Consider the following 17,853-nt stretch of genomic DNA (forward strand, 5'->3'; position numbering starts at 1 on the left):
CCTCCATGGCCGGCGGCCACTTCTACCTGGGCGGCGGCACCGCAGTGCAACAAGCGACCGGGCACGAGGACTCGCCCGAGGAGATGTACAAGTACCTGGTCTCGCAGTCTCGCGAACCCGAACACGACAAGATCCGTGCCTACTGCGACGGCAGCGTCGAGCATTTCGAGTGGCTCGAAGCACTCGGATTCGAGTTCGAACGCAGCTACTACCCGGGCAAGGTTGTTGTTCCCCCCGGTACCGAAGGACTGTCCTACACCGGCAATGAGAAGGTGTGGCCGTTCTGCGAGCAGGCGACGCCGGCCCCGCGTGGGCACTCGGTACCGGTGCCCGGGGAACTGGGTGGTGCAGCGATGGTGATCGACCTGCTGCTCAAACGCGCGGTCGACCTCGGTGTGCAGATCCGCTACGAGACCGGGGCGATCAACCTCGTCACCGACGACGACGGTGCCGTGGTCGGTGTGCGCTGGAAACACTTCACCGAAACCGGTGAGATCAAGGCCAAGTCGGTGATCATCGCTGCCGGCGGCTTCGCGATGAACGCTGAGATGGTGGCCGAGTACACCCCGGCGCTCGGCCAGCAGCGCAAGACCAAACACCACGGCATGGTCGCCCCCTACATCCTGGGCAACCCCAACGACGACGGGCTCGGCATCGGGCTCGGTGTCTCCGCGGGAGGGGTGGCCACCAACCTCGATCAGCTGTTCATCACCGCCGCGGCCTACCCACCCGAGATCCTGTTGACCGGCGTGATCGTCAACGCCGACGGCAAGCGCTTCGTCGCCGAAGACTCCTATCACTCGCGCACCTCGGCGTTTGTCCTCGAACAGCCCGACCAGGTTGCGTACCTGGTGGTCGACGAGGCCCACATGCAGATGCCGGAAATGCCGTTGATCAAGTTCATCGACGGCTGGGAGAGTGTCGCCGAGATGGAGACCGCGCTGGGCATTCCGGCGGGCAACCTGGCTGCGACGCTGGACCGGTACAACACCAACGCTGCCGCGGGCGTCGACCCCGATTTCCACAAACAGCCGGATTACCTTGCCGCGCAGGACAAGGGGCCATGGGCGGCCTTCGACCTGTCACTGGGCCGGGCGATGTACTCCGGCTTCACGATGGGCGGACTGAAGGTGTCCATCGACGGCGAGGTGCTGCGTGAGGACGGCAGCGCCGTCGCCGGGCTCTACGCGGCGGGAGCGGGTGCGTCGAACATCGCCCAGGACGGCAAGGGATACGCCAGCGGCACTCAGCTCGGCGAAGGTTCCTTCTTCGGCAGACGGGCGGGCGAGCACGCCGCCGCTGCGCGGCCTCAGGCCGGCTGAGGTTCGATCGGACCCAGCCGCCATTCACCACCGCCGAGCAGGTGCAACTCCTGCTCGTGGTGCTGCTCGACGCTCGGACGATGACTGACACTGACCATGATGATGTCCGGAAGCGCTTCGCGGACCGTCGAATACATGGTGTACTCCAGCCCCTCGTCCAACGCCGAGGTGGCCTCGTCCATGAAGACCGCCTTGGGCTTGGTGAGCAGCACCCGCGCGAACGCGACACGCTGCTGCTCGCCGGGGGAGAGCACCTTCACCCAGTCGCGCTCCTCATCGAGCCGGTGAGTGAGGTTCGGCAACTGCACCCGGACCAGGACACGCTGCAACTCGGCATCGGAGATGTCGCCCGGCGGCGTCGGATAAGACACCACCGACCGCAGGTCACCCAGCGGCACATAGGGCACCTGCGAGAGGAACATCGTCTCGTTGCGGCCGCCGGGCCGGTGCAGCGTTCCGGTGGTGAAGGGCCACAACTGGCCGAGGCTGCGCAGCAGTGTCGTCTTGCCGGCGCCGGAGACGCCGGTGATGACCAACCCCTGACCGCGTTCCAGCCGGAGATTCACCGGGCGGATCAGCACCTCGCCGGCGGGAGTGCAGACCTCCACCTGATCGAGCTCGACGCTCCAGTCGGTGCTGTCGGCGGTCGCCAGCTCCGGTAGATGCCGGGCACGGTCATTGGACTCCACCAAGCCGTTGAGTCGGATGATGGCGGCCTGGAAACTGGCGAACTGATCGTAGGCGTTCCGGAAGAACGACAGCCCGGCCAAGATATTCGACGTCGCGGTGCCGGACTGGGTGAGCTCACCGAAGGTGATCTCACCTTCGAACATCCGCGGCGCCTGGATGATCGTCGACAGCGGTACCGCCGCCTGGCTGGCCGTCAGGTTCCAGCCGGTGAAGCCGATGGTGCGGCGGACGTAGTGGCGGTAGTTGTCGATGACCTTGGCAAAGCGTCCTTCCAGCTGGACCCGTTCGGCGCGTTCGCCGCGGTAGAAACCGACCGCCTCGGCCATGTCCCGCAGGCGGATCAAGGCGTACCGGAAGGCGGCGTTGCGGGCCTCGTTGAGGAAGCTCAGCCGGATCAGGGGCCGGCCGATCCAGAAGGCGATCACGGTGGCCAGCACCACGTAGACGATCGCGATCCAGAACAGGGCCTTGGGGATCGTCACCCCCAGCAGTTCGATCGGGCCGGACAGTCCCCACAGGATCGGGCCGAACGACGCCACGGACAGTACCGAGCTGATCGCGCCGAACAGCAACACCGAGCCGGTGCCGTACTGCGGGACGTTGGGTGTGGTTCCCACGCCGGTGGTGAAGATGTCGATGTCCTGCTGGATGCGCTGATCCGGGTTGTCGATGGTCTCGTCGATGAATCGGCCGCGGTAATAGGAACGATGATCGAGCCAGTCGCCGGTGAGCCGGCCGGTCAGCCACACCCGCCACCGGATGATGAAGCGCTGCATCAGATAGATGTCGAACATGGTGCGGACCACGTGCACCGTGGCCAGCAGCGCAAACAACTTCATCGCGGTCCAGAAACCTTCGACACCCGACTGGCGGACCGCCTCGTCGCCGGAGGCCACACCGCTGAAGGCCACCTGCAGTGCCGTGCTCTGGTCGTTGTAGAAGTAGCTGAGCAGTACGTCGAGCCGAACCGACGCGACGACCGACAACAGCAAGATGCCCAGCAATCCCCACACCGGCAGGGATTCGCGTCCCTTGAAGTAGTCGCCGGTCACCCGCCAGAACTGACGACCCCACCCGGTGAACCGCAGCAGCGTCGCCAGCGTCGCCACCGTCACCAGCGCCGCGACGGCCCACACCCAGGTGATCCACCACAGGGATTCACCGATCTGGTCGGCCCAGTCGATCGACTGCTCGAACAATGTGACTCCTGGTGCCGGGGCGTCCCAGACGCCGATTCGCTTCGGCGAAGCTACCGCAGCCGGGTCGAGAACCGCGTGCAGGGCCGTCAGGCGAATGTTGCACTCAGGTGGATCGCCAGGGTGTCGGCCAGATCGCCTCCCTTTGCCCGGCTGGGGCCGGCGTGTCGCGTGCTGACACATTCGTTGGGTTGTAGGCGTGGCCGCGTACCGTTGTCGTGTGGCACGCACCTCATCGAAGACCAAATCCGGCGACACCAAACCCGGCCGGCTCTCCGGCCGGTTCTGGAAGATGCTGGGTGCCAGCTCGGACAAGATCGCGACCAAATCCCAGAACGAGGTGCGCGACTCGGCGGCGTTCGACGACAAGGCTGCCGAGCTCGACGACGAACAGCTACGCAAGGCCGCAAAGCTGCTGGACCTGGAGGCGCTCGCCGACTCCGCCGATATCGCCCAGTTCCTGGCCATCGCCCGCGAAGCCGCCGACCGGGCGACCGGGCTGCGCCCCTTCGACGTCCAGCTCCAAGGCGCGTTGCGCATGTTGGCCGGTGACGTCGTCGAGATGGCCACCGGTGAAGGCAAGACCCTGGCCGGTGCCATCGCGGCGGCCGGATATGCGCTCGCCGGCCGCCACGTGCACGTCATCTCCGTCAACGACTACCTGGCCCGCCGGGACGCCGAATGGATGGGCCCGCTGCTGGAAGCGATGGGGCTGACGGTCGGCTGGATCACCGGCGATTCCACTGCCGAGGAACGCCGCGAGGCCTACCAGCGTGACATCACATACGCCTCGGTCAACGAGATCGGCTTCGACGTACTGCGCGACCAGCTGGTCACCGATGTCGAAGACCTGGTTTCACCCAACCCGGACGTGGCGCTGATCGACGAAGCCGACTCGGTGCTCGTTGACGAGGCGCTGGTGCCGCTGGTGCTGGCCGGCACCACCCACCGGGAGACGCCACGACTGGAAATCGTCGAGCTGGTCGGCAGCCTGGTGCCCGGTACCGACTACTCGGCCGACGCAGATCGGCGCAACATCCATCTGACCGAGCAGGGCGCCCAGAAACTCGAGAAGGCGCTCGGAGGCATCGACATCTACTCCGAGGAGCACGTCGGCACCACCCTGACCGAGATCAATGTCGCGCTGCACGCCCACGTGCTACTCGAACGGGACGTGCACTACATCGTCCGCGACGGAGCCGTGCACCTGATCAACGCCTCCCGCGGTCGGATCGCCTCGCTGCAGCGCTGGCCCGACGGTCTGCAAGCCGCGGTCGAGGCCAAGGAAGGGATCGAAACCACCGAAACCGGCGAGGTCCTCGACAACATCACCGTTCAGGCGCTGATCAACCGGTACCCGACCGTCTGCGGGATGACGGGCACCGCGCTGGCCGCCGGCGAGCAGCTGCGGCAGTTCTACAAGCTCGGCGTCTCCCAGATTCCGCAGAACACTCCCAATATCCGAGAAGACGAGCAGGACCGGGTGTACATCACCGCCGCGGCGAAGATCGACGCGGTGATCACCCACATCCAGGAGATGCACGCCACCGGGCGGCCGATCCTGGTGGGCACCCACGATGTCGCCGAGTCCGAGGAACTCCACGAACGCCTGGTGAAGCGGAAAGTCCCCGCCGTGGTCCTCAACGCCAAGAACGACGCCGAGGAAGCCGCAGTCATCGCCGAAGCCGGCGCGCTCGGTGTGGTGACCGTGTCCACCCAGATGGCCGGTCGGGGCACCGACATCCGGCTCGGTGGCTCCGACGAGCGCACCCACGACGAAGTGGTCGAACTCGGCGGTCTGCACGTCGTCGGCACCGGCAGGCACACCACCGAGCGGCTGGACAACCAGCTGCGCGGCCGCGCCGGCCGCCAGGGGGACCCGGGATCGTCGGTGTTCTTCGCCAGCTGGGAGGACACCGTCGTCGCCTCACACCTGGACCCCGACAAGCTGCCCAGCGAAACCGACGACGAAGGCCGGATCGTCAGCTCGAAAGCGGCCAGCCTCATCGACCATGCCCAGCGCATCGCGGAGGGCCGGCTGCTCGACGTGCACGCCAACACCTGGCGCTACAACCACTTGATCGCGCAGCAACGTGCCATCATCGTCGACCGCCGCAACACGTTGCTGTCCACGCCGACCGCCCTCGAGGAGCTCAAGGAGCTGGCGCCGGACCGCTACGCGGAACTCAACGAAACGGTGTCGGACCAGGAACTCGAACGCATCTGCCGGCACATCATGCTGTACCACCTGGACCGCGGGTGGGCCGATCATCAGGCATTCCTGGCCGATATCCGGGAGAGCATCCACCTGCGGGCCCTCGGCCGGCAGAACCCGCTCGACGAGTTCCACCGGATGGCCGTCGACGCCTTCACCTCGCTGGCTGCCGACGCGGTGGAAGCCGCCCAGCAGACGTTCGAGACCGCCGACATCCTGACCGATCAACCCGGCTTGGATCTCTCCAAGCTGGCGCGGCCGACATCCACGTGGACCTACATGGTCCACGACAACCCGCTGCAGGACGACACGCTGTCTGCGCTCAGCCTGCCGGGCATCTTCAGATAGGTCGGCCTTTCTTGGATAGGTTTACGCCTATGACGGCTGCACCGGGGGGCGGCATCGGTGATCGAGTGTTCACCGTGCCCAACCTGCTGTCCCTGGTGCGGCTGATCCTCATCCCGGTTTTTGTCTACCTGTTGCTGGGCACCGACCAGGCCGCGGCCAACGCCTGGGCTGTCGGCATCCTGATGTTCAGCGGCGCCTCGGACTGGCTGGACGGCAAGATCGCCCGATCGTTCCAAGGCCAGTCATCGAGGCTGGGGGAGTTGCTGGACCCAGCCGTCGACCGGCTCTACATGATCACCATCCCGATCTCATTCGGTCTTGCCGGCCTCATCCCGTGGTGGATGATCGCGGTGCTGATCGTCCGCGACGGGCTGCTGGCGTTGATGTTGCCGGTGTTGCGTAGCCGTGGGCTGACGGCGTTGCCGGTGACCTACGTCGGCAAAGCGGCGACCTTCGCGTTGATGACGGCGTTTCCGCTGATCTTGCTCGGGCAATGGGATGCGTTGTGGAGCAGGGTGATCGGTGCCTGCGGGTGGGGATTCTTGATCTGGGGTATCGGGATGTACCTGTGGGCATTTGTGCTCTATGTCATCCAGCTCGTTCTGGTGGTGCGACAGCTACCCAAGGTTTCCAAGGCGCGCCGGTGATGGATTCCGACCGCACCCTCGGCGGGTACGACTCCGAAGCCGGATACCAGGGGCGCCGCGGCAGCCCGGTGCAGAAACTGCCGGTGCCATCGCTGTTGCGGTCGTTGCTGTCCGAGCATCTGGACCCCGGTTACGCCGCTGCGGCCAAGGCTCGCGCCGAATCGGCGAAGCCCCCGTCACGTGCCGGGCGCCGGTTCTGGCAGGCGCTGGCCGCAGTGCTGATCGCCGCGGTGTTCGCCGTCGCGGCGGCACAGGCCAGATCCACCGCACCCGGCGTCAGCGAAGCCCAGCACGTGCTGGCCGGCAGCGTGCGCTCCGCGGAGGGCACCAATGACGACCTCGCGACCCGACGGGACACCCTGGCTGCCGAAGTCGACGAGATCGCGCGGCGCCAACTCGCCGACGACGCCGAAGGTCAACAGTTGCTCACCGGTCTCGACGTGTTGAACCTGCCGGCGGGCAGCACCCCGATGATCGGGCCCGGTGTCACCGTCACCGTCACCGACCCGGGTGCGACCCGGGACCTCACCGACGTCTCCAAGCAGCGGTTGCCCGGCAGCAGACAGGTGATCCTGGACCGCGACCTGCAGATGGTCGTCAACTCACTGTGGGCAGCGGGGGCCGAGGCCATCGCCGTCGACGGCATCCGCGTCGGCCCCAACGTCACCATCCGGCAGGCGGGCGGCGCCATCCTGGTCGACAATCATCCGATTGCCAGCCCCTACGACATCGTTGCCCTGGGACCGCCGAACACCCTGCGTGAGGGTTTCGACCGGAGTCCGGGACTGTTGCGGCTGCGGCTGTTGGAGACCTCCTACGGCGTCGGAGTGACGGTCAGCGCCGGAGAAGGTCTCACGGTGCCGACCGGAACTATTCGAGACATCAAGTTCGCCAAGCAGATTGGCCCGTGAGATGCGTTCTGTGGGGAGTTGCACGTGATCGGTATCGCCGCGCTTGTTGTCGGCATCGTGTTGGGGTTGGTGTTCCAGCCCAGCGTGCCGGAGGTGATCCAGCCGTACCTGCCGATCGCCGTCGTCGCCGCATTGGACGCGGTGTTCGGCGGCCTACGCGCCTATCTCGAGGGCATTTTCGACGCCAAGGTGTTTGTGGTGTCATTCGTGTTCAACGTGTTGGTGGCGGCGCTGATCGTCTACGTGGGCGACCAACTCGGCGTCGGGACCCAGCTGTCCACCGCGATCATCGTGGTGCTCGGGATCCGCATCTTCGGCAACGCAGCGGCGTTGCGCCGGCGACTGTTCGGGGCGTGACGGATGGAGCAACAGTCCGGGAGCCAGCACGGGGCGGCGGGTGGGAGCCAGCACGGGGCGGCGGGTGGGAGCCAGCACGGCCGGCACGAGCTTCCCCCCGACACCACAACGTCGCCGCCACGCACCCGCTCCCAGATGGTGTTCGGGGTCCTGGCCGTGTTGCTCTGCCTGGTCCTCGGGGTGGCGATCGCCACCCAGGTCCGGCAGACCGAATCCGGTGACTCCCTGGAGTCGGCACGGCCGGCCGACCTGTTGGTGTTGCTGGATTCCCTGCAGCAGCGGGAGGCGGCGTTGAACACCGAGGTCGCCGAGCTGCAGCGCACCTTGGCCACCTTGCAGGCCTCGGGGAACTCCGACGAGGCCGCCATCGACAACGCCCGCGCCCGGCTGGCTGCGCTGTCCATCCTGATCGGCACGGTCGGCGCCACCGGGCCGGGGGTGGTGGTGACCATCGACGACCCGGCGCGGGGAGTGGCGCCGGAGACGATGCTCGACGTCATCAACGAACTGCGTGCCGCCGGTGCCGAGGCCATGGAGATCCGGGCCGCCGCCGGCGCCGTCCGGGTGGGCGTCGACACCTGGGTGGTCGGCAGCCCCGCGGCGCTGGCGATCGACGACCAAGTACTCGCCCCACCGTATTCGGTTCTGGCGATTGGGGATCCGCCCACGCTGGCCGCGGCGATGAACATACCCGGTGGTGCGGTCGACAGTGTGGAGCGGGTGGGAGGCACCATGACGATCCAGCAGTCCGAACGTGTTGACGTGACCACCTTGCGGCAACCGAAACCGCGCCAATACGCTCAGCCAGTCAAATGAACCACCAACCCGATGCGCTCGAGCCGAGCGATCACCGAGGGAGTGAGAACCGATCGTGAGCGAGATCCCCGCCGATCTGCACTACACCACCGAGCACGAATGGGTCCGCCGCAGTGGCGACGACACCGTCCGGGTCGGTATCACCGATTACGCGCAGTCCGCGCTCGGCGACGTGGTATTTGTTCAGCTGCCCGACGTGGGTGTCGAGCTGACGGCCGGCGACACGTTCGGTGAGGTCGAATCCACCAAATCGGTCTCTGATCTGTACGCCCCGATCACTGCGAAAGTGGTTGCCGTCAACGGTGATCTGGAGGCCAGCCCCGACCTGGTGAACTCCGATCCGTACGACGCGGGTTGGTTGCTGGAGTTGAAGGTGGCGCCAGGGGAGTTGGATGCGGCTTTGGGTGCACTGCTCGACGCCGAGGCCTACCGCGCCACCCTGACCGAATGACCGCTCGAGTGCCGATCGCTGTTAGGGTGCCTGCCAGCCGTGTTTCCTGCCTTGGTGGGCGCGTGAGTGCCGATAGCGCGGTAACGTCGGTATCGCGGTGGTAGGCAAGCACGGTCCACCGGCGGTAAACGCCACAGCAGCCAGTGAGGAGCGCGTGTGACGGACAAGGACAGCAACCCGGGGGCTGACCAGGTGTCTGATGAGGTGACGGTCGAGACGACGTCGGTCTTCCGGGCCGACTTCCTCAACGAACTGGATGCACCTCCCAGCACCAGCGGCGAAGGCGCCGTCTCGGGGGTGGAAGGGCTGCCGGTCGGTTCGGCACTCCTGGTCGTCAAGCGTGGGCCCAACGCGGGTTCGCGTTTCCTGCTGGATCAGGCCAGCACATCTGCCGGTCGGCACCCCGACAGCGACATCTTCCTCGACGATGTGACGGTGAGTCGTCGTCACGCGGAGTTCCGGCTGGAGAACGCGGAATTCCAGGTGGTCGACGTCGGCAGCCTCAATGGCACCTACGTCAATCGTGAACCTGTCGATTCGGCGGTGTTGGCCAACGGCGACGAGGTGCAGATCGGTAAGTTCCGCCTCGTCTTCCTGACCGGCCCCAAGGGGGACGACGGGGGACCTAGCAGCTAGTGACCGCTCCCGATACTCCGGCATTTGCCGGGATGTCGATCGGCGCGGTGCTCGACGCGCTGCGGCCCGATTTCCCGGACGTCACCATCTCCAAGATCCGATTCTTGGAAGCCGAAGGGTTGGTGACTCCTGGGCGTACCGCGTCGGGGTATCGGAGGTTCACGGCATACGACTGCGCCCGGCTGAGGTTCATCCTGGCCGCCCAGCGCGATCAGTATCTGCCTCTCAAGGTCATCAAGGCGCAACTCGACGCACAGCCCGACGGTGCGTTGCCGGGCACTGGGTCTCCGTATGGGGTACCGACTCTGGTCTCCGACACCGGCGAGCTGCCGGTGTCGGTGTCACCGGCCCGGGTGCGGTTGAGCCGCGAAGACGTCATCGAACAATCCGGTCTGCCCGTTCGCGATGCCGAGAACACCTTGTCGGCACTGCTGAAGGCGGGTGTGATCGGCACCGGCCCCGCCGGGCTCTTCGATGAGCATTCCGTTCCGATCCTGCAGTGCGCCCACGCGCTTGCCGAATACGGCGTGGAACCGCGCCACCTGCGGGCTTTCCGGTCGGCCGCCGACCGGCAGTCGGATCTCATCGCCCAGATCGCCGGACCGGTGGTCAAGACGGACAAGGCGGGGGCCCGCGACCGTGCCGACGATCTGGCGCGTGAGGTTGCGGCCCTGGCCATCACGTTGCACACATCGTTGGTGAAGTCAGCTGTGCGCGACGTTCTCAACCGCTGAGCGCTAGACTTCGTCCGACGGTTGGTGATCTGGATCGGCTCTGGACGGGTACACAATCCGGTTCGGCAGCGTGTCAGTCCAGGGTTCCAGAACCGGCCAGGTCGAGCAGCACGGATAGTGCGGAGGGCAGACACAAATGGGTGAAGTACGTGTGGTCGGCATTCGCGTCGAGCAGCCTCAGAACCAGCCGGTGCTGCTGCTGCGCGAGGCCAACGGTGACCGGTACCTACCTATTTGGATCGGCCAACCGGAGGCTGCTGCCATCGCGCTCGAACAGCAGGGTGTCGAACCTGCCCGCCCGCTGACCCACGACCTCATTCGTGACGTCATTGCGGCGCTGGGGCATTCACTCAAAGAGGTCCGGATCGTCGATCTGCAGGAAGGCACGTTCTACGCCGACCTGATCTTCGACCGCGATATCAAGGTCTCGGCCAGGCCGTCGGACTCGGTGGCCATCGCGCTGCGGGTGGGAGTGCCGATCTATGTCGAGGAGGCGGTGCTGGCCGAGGCTGGCCTGCTGATTCCCGACGAGAGCGACGAGGAAGCCACCGGCACCGTCCGTGAGGACGAGGTGGAGAAGTTCAAGGAGTTCCTCGACAGCATTTCACCGGACGATTTCAAGGCCACCTGATCGCACTTCGAGTGCGCGGGACAGTCCAGGAATCGTTCCGGTGGCGGAACAGTCACGGAGACGTCTCAACTGGCAGAACCTGTTCGACACGCCCGGCGGGGCGGGTGTCGGAGGTAAATCCCGGTCCATACTGGTCACCAAGATGGGCTCAGGATGGCATCGGGGACCTGTCGAGAAGCGTATGCTCAGAGCGCTCGTGCTCGGGCAGCAGTCGGTGACGGCAGCGGACGACGAGACCGATCGGCGAGAGGACTACAGGTGGGCGAGCAGCCACGTCAGGAGCAGTTGGACTTACTGGCCTCAGGGAAAAACTCGGGGACAGCCAACGACTCGACGGGTTCGGAGCCGGTACTCACAGAGCCGGTGCAGGGTGGCCTGTTTCCCGACGACTCTGTGCCGGATGCACTGATCGGCTACCGCGGGCCCAGCGCCTGCCAGATCGCCGGTATCACCTACCGGCAGCTCGACTATTGGGCCAGGACCTCGCTGGTGGTGCCCTCGATCCGTGGTGCCGCCGGATCCGGCAGCCAGCGTCTGTACTCCTTCAAGGACATCCTCGTCCTCAAGATCGTCAAGCGGTTGCTCGATACCGGTATCTCGCTGCACAACATCCGCGTGGCCGTCGACCACCTGCGTAAGCGTGGTGTCCAGGACCTGGCGAACATCACGCTGTTCTCCGACGGCACCACCGTGTACGAGTGCACCTCCGCCGAAGAAGTGGTCGACCTGCTGCAGGGCGGTCAGGGCGTGTTCGGTATCGCAGTCTCGGGTGCGATGCGGGAACTCACCGGGGCGATCGCCGACTTCCCGGGTGAGCGGGCCGACGGCGGTGAGTCCATCGCCGCGCCGGAGGACGAACTGGCCTCACGACGCAAAACCCGCGATCGCAAGATCGGCTGACTGCTTCACCGACACAAGAAGGCCGCGCATGCGGCCTTTTTTGTTTGCTCCCGCCAAAGTGGCCTGGACACAACCGAACTCGTTGTCGAAGCGCCGGCCCCCGCCGGAGATCGGTTGGCCGGGCCTGAGGCCGGCGGAATCCACCGGCGCCATGGTGCCGGTGTCGACGGCGCTGGACCTGGTACAGCGGTATCATCGGCAATGCATCGCCCTTGTGCGGGAGAGTTCTGTGGCCGCCAGTCACAGACGCCGAAGGAGCAACACCTCTCCGTCAATCTCTCAGGCCCCCGGACCGCACCCGGCCACGATGCCTCTGGAAAGTGGCGACCGCCGACATCGGGCCGCCCGCCCATGGGGAAAGGCGTAACGGCCGAATCTCTCAGGCGCCCGCGACTCGGGTCGACGACAGAGGGGGAGGACGACAATTCCGTCCTGCCGCAAGGAGTCCGATGGTCGCCCCGCTCGATGACCGCACACCGCTGTTCGCCGACCGTCACATCGGTCCAGACGCCGCTGCCATCAACACCATGCTCGCCGTCATCGGCGTGGACTCGCTCGACCAGTTGGCGGCCAAGGCGCTGCCTGCCGGCATCCTGGACGCCCTGACCACCGATGGTGTCGCCCCCGGGCTCGATCAACTGCCGCCGGCGGTATCCGAACACGAAGCGCTCAATCAGCTGCGCACCATGGCCGACGCCAACACCGTGGCCGTGTCCATGATCGGGCAGGGCTACTACGACACATTGACCCCGCCGGTGTTGCTGCGAAACATCCTGGAGAACCCCGCCTGGTACACGGCCTACACGCCGTACCAGCCCGAGATCAGCCAGGGCCGGTTGGAGGCGCTGCTGAACTTCCAGACCATGGTCGCCGACCTGACCGGGCTCGACATCGCGAACTCGTCGATGCTCGACGAGGCGACCGCCGCGGCCGAGGCTATGACGCTGATGCAGCGCGCGGTGCGCGGTAAAGCAGTCCGTCTCGCCGTCGACGTCGATGTCTTCACCCAGACCGCAGCTGTGCTGGCCACCCGCGCCGAGCCGCTGGGCATCGAGATCGTCACCGCCGACCTGCGTGACGGGCTACCCGAAGGCGAGTTCTTCGGTGTCATCGTCCAGTTGCCGGGTGCCAGCGGGCGGATCACCGACTGGAGTGCCCTGATCGATGAAGCGCACGACCGTGGCGCCCTGGTGGCGGTGGGTGCCGACCTGCTGGCCATGACATTGCTGACCCCGCCCGGAGAGATCGGCGCGGATGTGGCGTTCGGCAGCGCCCAGCGGTTCGGGGTGCCGATGGGCTTCGGCGGTCCTCATGCCGGCTATCTCGCAGTGGCCACCAAACATGCTCGCCAGCTGCCGGGCCGTCTGGTCGGAGTCTCCGTCGACGCGGACGGGGCCCCCGCCTACCGTCTGTCGCTTCAGACCCGTGAACAGCACATCCGCCGGGACAAGGCCACCAGCAACATCTGCACCGCGCAGGTGCTGCTGGCGGTGATGGCCGCGATGTACGCCAGCTATCACGGGGCCGGCGGTCTGGTGGGGATCGCCCGGCGGGTGCACGCTCACGCCGCCCGGCTGGCCGCCGGTCTCGGGGACGCGGTGGTGCATGACCGGTTCTTCGATACCGTGCTGGCCCGGGTGCCGGGGCGAGCCGCTGACGTGGTGGCCGCGGCGAAGACCGTGGGCATCAACCTGTGGCAGGTCGACGCTGACCAGGTGCTGGTGGCCTGCGACGAGGCCACCACCGACGCCCACGTCGACGCCGTTGCGGGTGTGTTCGGAGTGTCAGCTCCGGAATCGGTGACCGGCAACAGCATCGAGACCCGCACCACGGACTACCTGACGCATCCGGCGTTCACCACGTACCGCACCGAGACGTCGATGATGCGCTACCTGCGCTCGCTCGCCGACAAGGACCTGGCGCTCGACCGCACCATGATCCCGCTGGGGTCCTGCACCATGAAGCTCAACGCCGTGGCCGAGATGGAGGCCATCACCTGGCCCGAGTTCTCCCGGCAACATCCGTTTGCGCCGGCCGCTGACAGTGCGGGGCTGCGCACGCTGATCGCCGAAGTGGAATCCTGGCTGGTGGCCATCACCGGCTACGACGCGGTGTCGCTGCAGCCCAACGCCGGTTCGCAGGGGGAGTACGCCGGGTTGCTGGCCATCCACGACTATCACGCCAGCCGCGGCGACGGCCACCGTGATGTGTGCCTGATCCCGTCGAGTGCCCACGGCACCAACGCGGCCTCCGCCGCACTGGCGGGGATGCGGGTGGTGGTCGTGGCGTGCCGGCCCAACGGTGACGTCGACCTCGATGATCTGCGCGCCAAGATCAGCGCTCACGCCGCCAACCTGTCGGCGCTGATGATCACCTACCCGTCGACCCACGGGGTGTACGAACACGACATCGCCGATATCTGCGCAGCTGTGCACGACGCCGGCGGTCAGGTCTACGTCGACGGTGCCAATCTGAACGCCTTGGTGGGATTGGCGCGTCCAGGGAAATTCGGCGGTGACGTCAGCCATCTGAACCTGCACAAGACGTTCTGCATCCCGCACGGCGGTGGCGGACCCGGGGTGGGGCCGGTGGCGGTCCGATCGCATCTGGCGCAGTTCCTGCCCGGCCACCCGCTGGCACCCGAGCTGCCTGCCGGGCACCCGGTGTCGGCGGCGCCCTACGGGTCGGCGTCGATCCTGCCGATCACCTGGGCCTATATCGCGATGATGGGAGCCGCCGGCCTGCGCAGCGCCACGCTGACCGCGATCGCCTCGGCCAACTACATTGCACGCCGCCTCGACGAGTACTACCCGGTGCTCTACACCGGTGAGAACGGCATGGTCGCCCACGAGTGCATCCTCGATCTGCGGGGTATCACCAAGGCCACCGGTGTCACCGTCGATGATGTCGCAAAACGGCTGGCCGACTACGGATTCCACGCCCCCACCATGAGCTTCCCGGTGTCGGGCACCCTGATGGTGGAGCCGACGGAAAGCGAGAACCTCGCTGAGGTCGACGCGTTCTGCGAAGCAATGATCGCCATCCGCGGTGAGATCGACAAGGTCGGGTCCGGCCAGTGGAGTGTCGAGGACAATCCGCTGCGGAACGCTCCGCACACCGCCGGGTGCCTGCTCGTCGACAAGTGGGAGCACCCGTACACCCGGGAGGAGGCCGCTTACCCATTGGGCAAGAGCTACCGGCCCAAGGTGTGGCCGCCGGTGCGGCGCATCGACGGTGCCTACGGCGATCGCAATCTGGTGTGCTCGTGCCCGCCGGTGGAGGCGTTCGCCTGACGGCCTGAGGTGGGGCCGCAGTCTGATTTCGAGGATTGCGGCCACGTCAATTCGGTCGTACCGTGAACCGCGAGACAGACTGATCTGTCTAGCTGACGATCGGGGGCGGCGTGAAGACGAACAACAACCAGTCACCGCCGTCGCCTGAGCCGGCCGAGCCCGGAGACCGGGTTCCGGCCGGCTTCGCCCGGCACCGGCAGTCCGTCGGCGGTGTCGGCATCGACTATGTGATCGGTGGTAGCGGGCCGACATTGGTTCTGCTGCACGGCTATCCGCAAACCTGGTACGAGTGGCGACACTTGCTCCCGACGTTCGCCGAGCACTACACGGTGATCGCACCGAGTCTCAGGGGCGCCGGGGCCAGTGACGCGCCCGCTGCCGGGTATGACAAGTCGACTCTTGCCGGCGACATCCACGGGCTGCTTGTCACCCTCGGCCGGGACAAGGACATCCGCCTCGTCGGACATGACATCGGAACCATGGTCGCCTACTTCTACGCCGCGGCACACCCCGATGACGTGCTCAAACTCGTGCTCAGTGAAGCACCGATCCCGGACCCGACCATCTACACATTTCCGGCGCTGTCTGCACAGGGGCCGGGGGCGTGGCATTTCGGTTTCTTCAACCTGATGAACGGATTCCCGGAGGAGCTCATCGCCGGAAAGGAATCGGTGTGGGTCACCAAGTTCATCGACGCGCTCGAAGTGGTCAAGGGCTCGGTGACCCCCGACGACATCGCGGTATACGCCGGCTATCTCGAGGATCCCGCGCATCTGCGGGCCGGCCTCGGTTGGTTCCGCGCATTGCCACAGGACATGAGGGACGCTGCCGAGGCGCAGCGGACCCTACTCGCCATGCCGGTTCTGGCCATCGGTGCCGACGGCAGTCTCGGTGAATTTGTCCCCGAGCAGGTGAAGAAGTACGCGTCCGACGTGACCGGAAAAGTGATCGCCAACTCGGGGCACTGGATCTACGAAGAACACCCCGACGAGACGGTCCAGATCCTGCTGGACTTCTTGGTGGATCGGCGTTGAGAACGTCGACATTCGGCGATGTCTAAACTCGGCGAATGTGACTGGTACGCAAGAAAAGGACACCGGCTCCTCGCCGCGCGACCGGGTACTGGATACCGCCGATGAGCTTTTCTTCGGCGTGGGAGTGCACGCTGTCGGCGTGGACCGCATCGTCGCCGACGCCGGCGTGGCCCGCGCGACCCTGTTCCGCCATTTCCGCACCAAGGACGACCTGATCGCCGCGTATCTCGAGCGTCGCGGCTCACGCGCACGGGCGACGCTGAGTGCACTGCGAGACGAGCATCGAAATGAGCCGGGCAAAGTGCTGGCAGCAATCGCCGATGTGGTCGACGACTACCGCGACCAGCCCGGCTTCCGCGGATGCGAATTCATCAACGCCGCCGCCGAGTTCGCTGATCCGGCGCACCCGGCACATCGCCTGGCAGTCGAACAGCGCCAGTGGCTCACCGATTTCCTGACCGAGGTCCTGGACGACATCGGGCACGACGACCCTCAGGAAACCGCGCAGGCGATGATGATGGTGCGGACCGGCGCCTTGGTCGGGGCCTCCCTCGAGGTCGGCACCTCCGACAGCAGCATCGGCATCCTGCTGTGGAACGCCCTGGCCCGCCGCGGGCTCCGCGGGCTGACCGACAGCTAGTCGATCAGCGCAGCATCGTCTCGAGCGCGGCCACCAGCTCCGGCGAGGTGGAAGCAGGCACGTTCTGGTAGCTTCCGCCGCTGATCTCGGCGACCGACTCCCACGTCGGCCGGTCGGGATCGTCACCGACGTTGATGACGTTGACGGCCACCGGCCGGGCCGGGTCACTGCTGGACCGGATCAGATCCTGTAGCCCCTGAGCGCCGAGTGACTGATCGGTGTGGGGGCCGGCCGTGATGACCAGAATCGAGTTCTGCTGTCCGGGCAGGAAACCCGTCAGCGCATCGCCGTACACGTTGCGCAACGTGGTGAACGACACGGCACCCGCGGCGCCCGGCGCCAACGCCGACAGGGCGCTGTCGAGCGCCGCACCCCGCGGCTGGCCGCCGACGTCATCTCTCAATGCGCCCAGCGTCACCTGACTGGTGCTCGCACCACCGTCGAAGGTGGTCAGTGCCACCGCGGCAGTCGGTGCCAGCGCCGCGATCCGATCCTTGAGGGCGGTCCCGATCGGCCCGGCATCCAATGCCCGGTCCAGCATGATCGACACCGCCGGCGACGTTGCCGGTGCACTCAACACCTGCGCGATCGACACCCGCTCGGCGCCGTCGCCCACCGACAGCGTCGACGGCAGCTCGTCGAAGGACAGCAGGTCATTGCTCGGCGGGTTACCGCCCTCGGTGCGGAACCCGGCGGCGGCGAACTCGGTCTGCTGGTCGGCGTTGCGCAGGAACCGCTCGAACTGGCTGGCGCCGCTGACCTGTTCGTCGGAGAGCCAGTCACCGTCGAGCAGCACTGCCGGGAAGTCGGCCACCGCTGCCGGACCTGGCGGCAGCCAGCCCGCAAGGGTGGCGGTGGCGTCGGGCAGGTCGTTGCCGCGGGCAAAAAGCTGCTGCTCGGTGACCGCGACGGCATGGACATCGGCGGCGGACGGGGAGCCGTCGAGCAACGCTGCCATCGCGGTGTCGGCACTGGAGTCGGCCAGTTTCGGCGCGGCGGAGCGCACCGTGCGGACCGCGGCGCTGCCATCGC

At 66.5% G+C, this 17,853-nt stretch carries 16 protein-coding genes and 2 riboswitches; of the genes, 14 read left to right on the forward strand and 2 right to left on the reverse strand.

The annotated features are described in order from the left end of the window. A partial coding sequence (locus WBB07_RS14680; RefSeq protein WP_526308885.1) for an FAD-binding protein occupies nt 1–1,322 on the forward strand: 1,322 nt, incomplete at its 5' end. Here the strand turns inward: WBB07_RS14680 and WBB07_RS14685 are convergent. Continuing rightward, nucleotides 1,310–3,211, reverse strand: coding sequence for an ABC transporter ATP-binding protein/permease (locus WBB07_RS14685; protein ID WP_526308887.1), 1,902 nt, complete (start codon nt 3,209–3,211; stop codon nt 1,310–1,312). The genes WBB07_RS14680 and WBB07_RS14685 overlap by 13 nt on opposite strands. 217 nt (nt 3,212–3,428) lie before the next feature. Between WBB07_RS14685 and secA2 the strand changes: the two genes are divergently transcribed. The 13 genes from secA2 (at nt 3,429) to WBB07_RS14750 (ending at nt 16,821) form a co-directional block, all read left to right on the forward strand. Beyond that, nucleotides 3,429–5,771, forward strand: a complete 2,343-nt coding sequence (secA2, locus tag WBB07_RS14690; protein WP_526308889.1) for an accessory Sec system translocase SecA2 — start codon at nt 3,429–3,431, stop codon at nt 5,769–5,771. 29 nt (nt 5,772–5,800) lie between these two features. Continuing rightward, nucleotides 5,801–6,418: a CDP-alcohol phosphatidyltransferase family protein gene (locus tag WBB07_RS14695; RefSeq protein ID WP_526308891.1), complete on the forward strand. Its 618-nt coding sequence runs from the start codon at nt 5,801–5,803 to the stop codon at nt 6,416–6,418. Further along, nucleotides 6,415–7,329: a DUF881 domain-containing protein gene (locus WBB07_RS14700; RefSeq protein ID WP_526308893.1), complete on the forward strand. Its 915-nt coding sequence runs from the start codon at nt 6,415–6,417 to the stop codon at nt 7,327–7,329. The genes WBB07_RS14695 and WBB07_RS14700 overlap by 4 nt, the downstream gene beginning before the upstream one ends. A 24-nt stretch (nt 7,330–7,353) precedes the next feature. Beyond that, nucleotides 7,354–7,686: a small basic family protein gene (locus WBB07_RS14705; protein WP_526308895.1), complete on the forward strand. Its 333-nt coding sequence runs from the start codon at nt 7,354–7,356 to the stop codon at nt 7,684–7,686. 3 nt (nt 7,687–7,689) lie between these two features. Continuing rightward, entirely contained in the window at nt 7,690–8,502 is an 813-nt protein-coding gene (locus tag WBB07_RS14710; RefSeq protein ID WP_526308897.1) for a DUF881 domain-containing protein, read from the forward strand. A gap of 55 nt (nt 8,503–8,557) precedes the next feature. Next, entirely contained in the window at nt 8,558–8,953 is a 396-nt protein-coding gene (gene gcvH, locus WBB07_RS14715; RefSeq protein WP_526308899.1) for a glycine cleavage system protein GcvH, read from the forward strand. Between the two features lie 156 nt (nt 8,954–9,109). Continuing rightward, on the forward strand, nt 9,110–9,589 hold the full coding sequence (gene garA / locus WBB07_RS14720; RefSeq protein ID WP_526308901.1) for a glycogen accumulation regulator GarA: 480 nt from the start codon (nt 9,110–9,112) through the stop codon (nt 9,587–9,589). Next, nucleotides 9,589–10,323: a transcriptional regulator FtsR gene (gene ftsR / locus WBB07_RS14725; protein WP_526308903.1), complete on the forward strand. Its 735-nt coding sequence runs from the start codon at nt 9,589–9,591 to the stop codon at nt 10,321–10,323. Before garA ends, ftsR begins: the two co-directional genes overlap by 1 nt. Before the next feature lie 136 nt (nt 10,324–10,459). Continuing rightward, nucleotides 10,460–10,954, forward strand: coding sequence for a bifunctional nuclease family protein (locus WBB07_RS14730; RefSeq protein ID WP_526308905.1), 495 nt, complete (start codon nt 10,460–10,462; stop codon nt 10,952–10,954). Between the two features lie 258 nt (nt 10,955–11,212). After that, complete coding sequence (locus WBB07_RS14735; RefSeq protein WP_526308907.1) at nt 11,213–11,854, forward strand: MerR family transcriptional regulator; 642 nt, start codon at nt 11,213–11,215, stop codon at nt 11,852–11,854. A 207-nt stretch (nt 11,855–12,061) separates the two neighbouring features. Continuing rightward, nucleotides 12,062–12,159, forward strand: a riboswitch (glycine riboswitch). Beyond that, nucleotides 12,160–12,273, forward strand: a riboswitch (glycine riboswitch). 30 nt (nt 12,274–12,303) lie between these two features. Beyond that, complete coding sequence (gene gcvP / locus WBB07_RS14740) at nt 12,304–15,147, forward strand: aminomethyl-transferring glycine dehydrogenase (protein ID WP_526308909.1); 2,844 nt, start codon at nt 12,304–12,306, stop codon at nt 15,145–15,147. A gap of 110 nt (nt 15,148–15,257) precedes the next feature. Beyond that, nucleotides 15,258–16,181 (forward strand): alpha/beta fold hydrolase, encoded by a 924-nt coding sequence (locus tag WBB07_RS14745; protein WP_526308911.1) that lies wholly within the window; start codon nt 15,258–15,260, stop codon nt 16,179–16,181. A 37-nt stretch (nt 16,182–16,218) separates the two neighbouring features. Beyond that, a complete protein-coding gene (locus tag WBB07_RS14750; RefSeq protein ID WP_526308913.1) occupies nt 16,219–16,821 on the forward strand; it encodes a TetR/AcrR family transcriptional regulator in 603 nt (200 codons plus the stop codon). A gap of 4 nt (nt 16,822–16,825) precedes the next feature. Here the strand turns inward: WBB07_RS14750 and WBB07_RS14755 are convergent. Beyond that, nucleotides 16,826–17,853: vWA domain-containing protein (locus tag WBB07_RS14755; protein WP_526308915.1), on the reverse strand; the 1,028-nt coding region annotated here is incomplete at its 5' end.

The sequence above is a fragment of the Mycobacterium sp. genome, assembly GCF_049647605.1.
In the GTDB taxonomy this organism is placed as follows: Bacteria; Actinomycetota; Actinomycetes; order Mycobacteriales; family Mycobacteriaceae; genus Mycobacterium.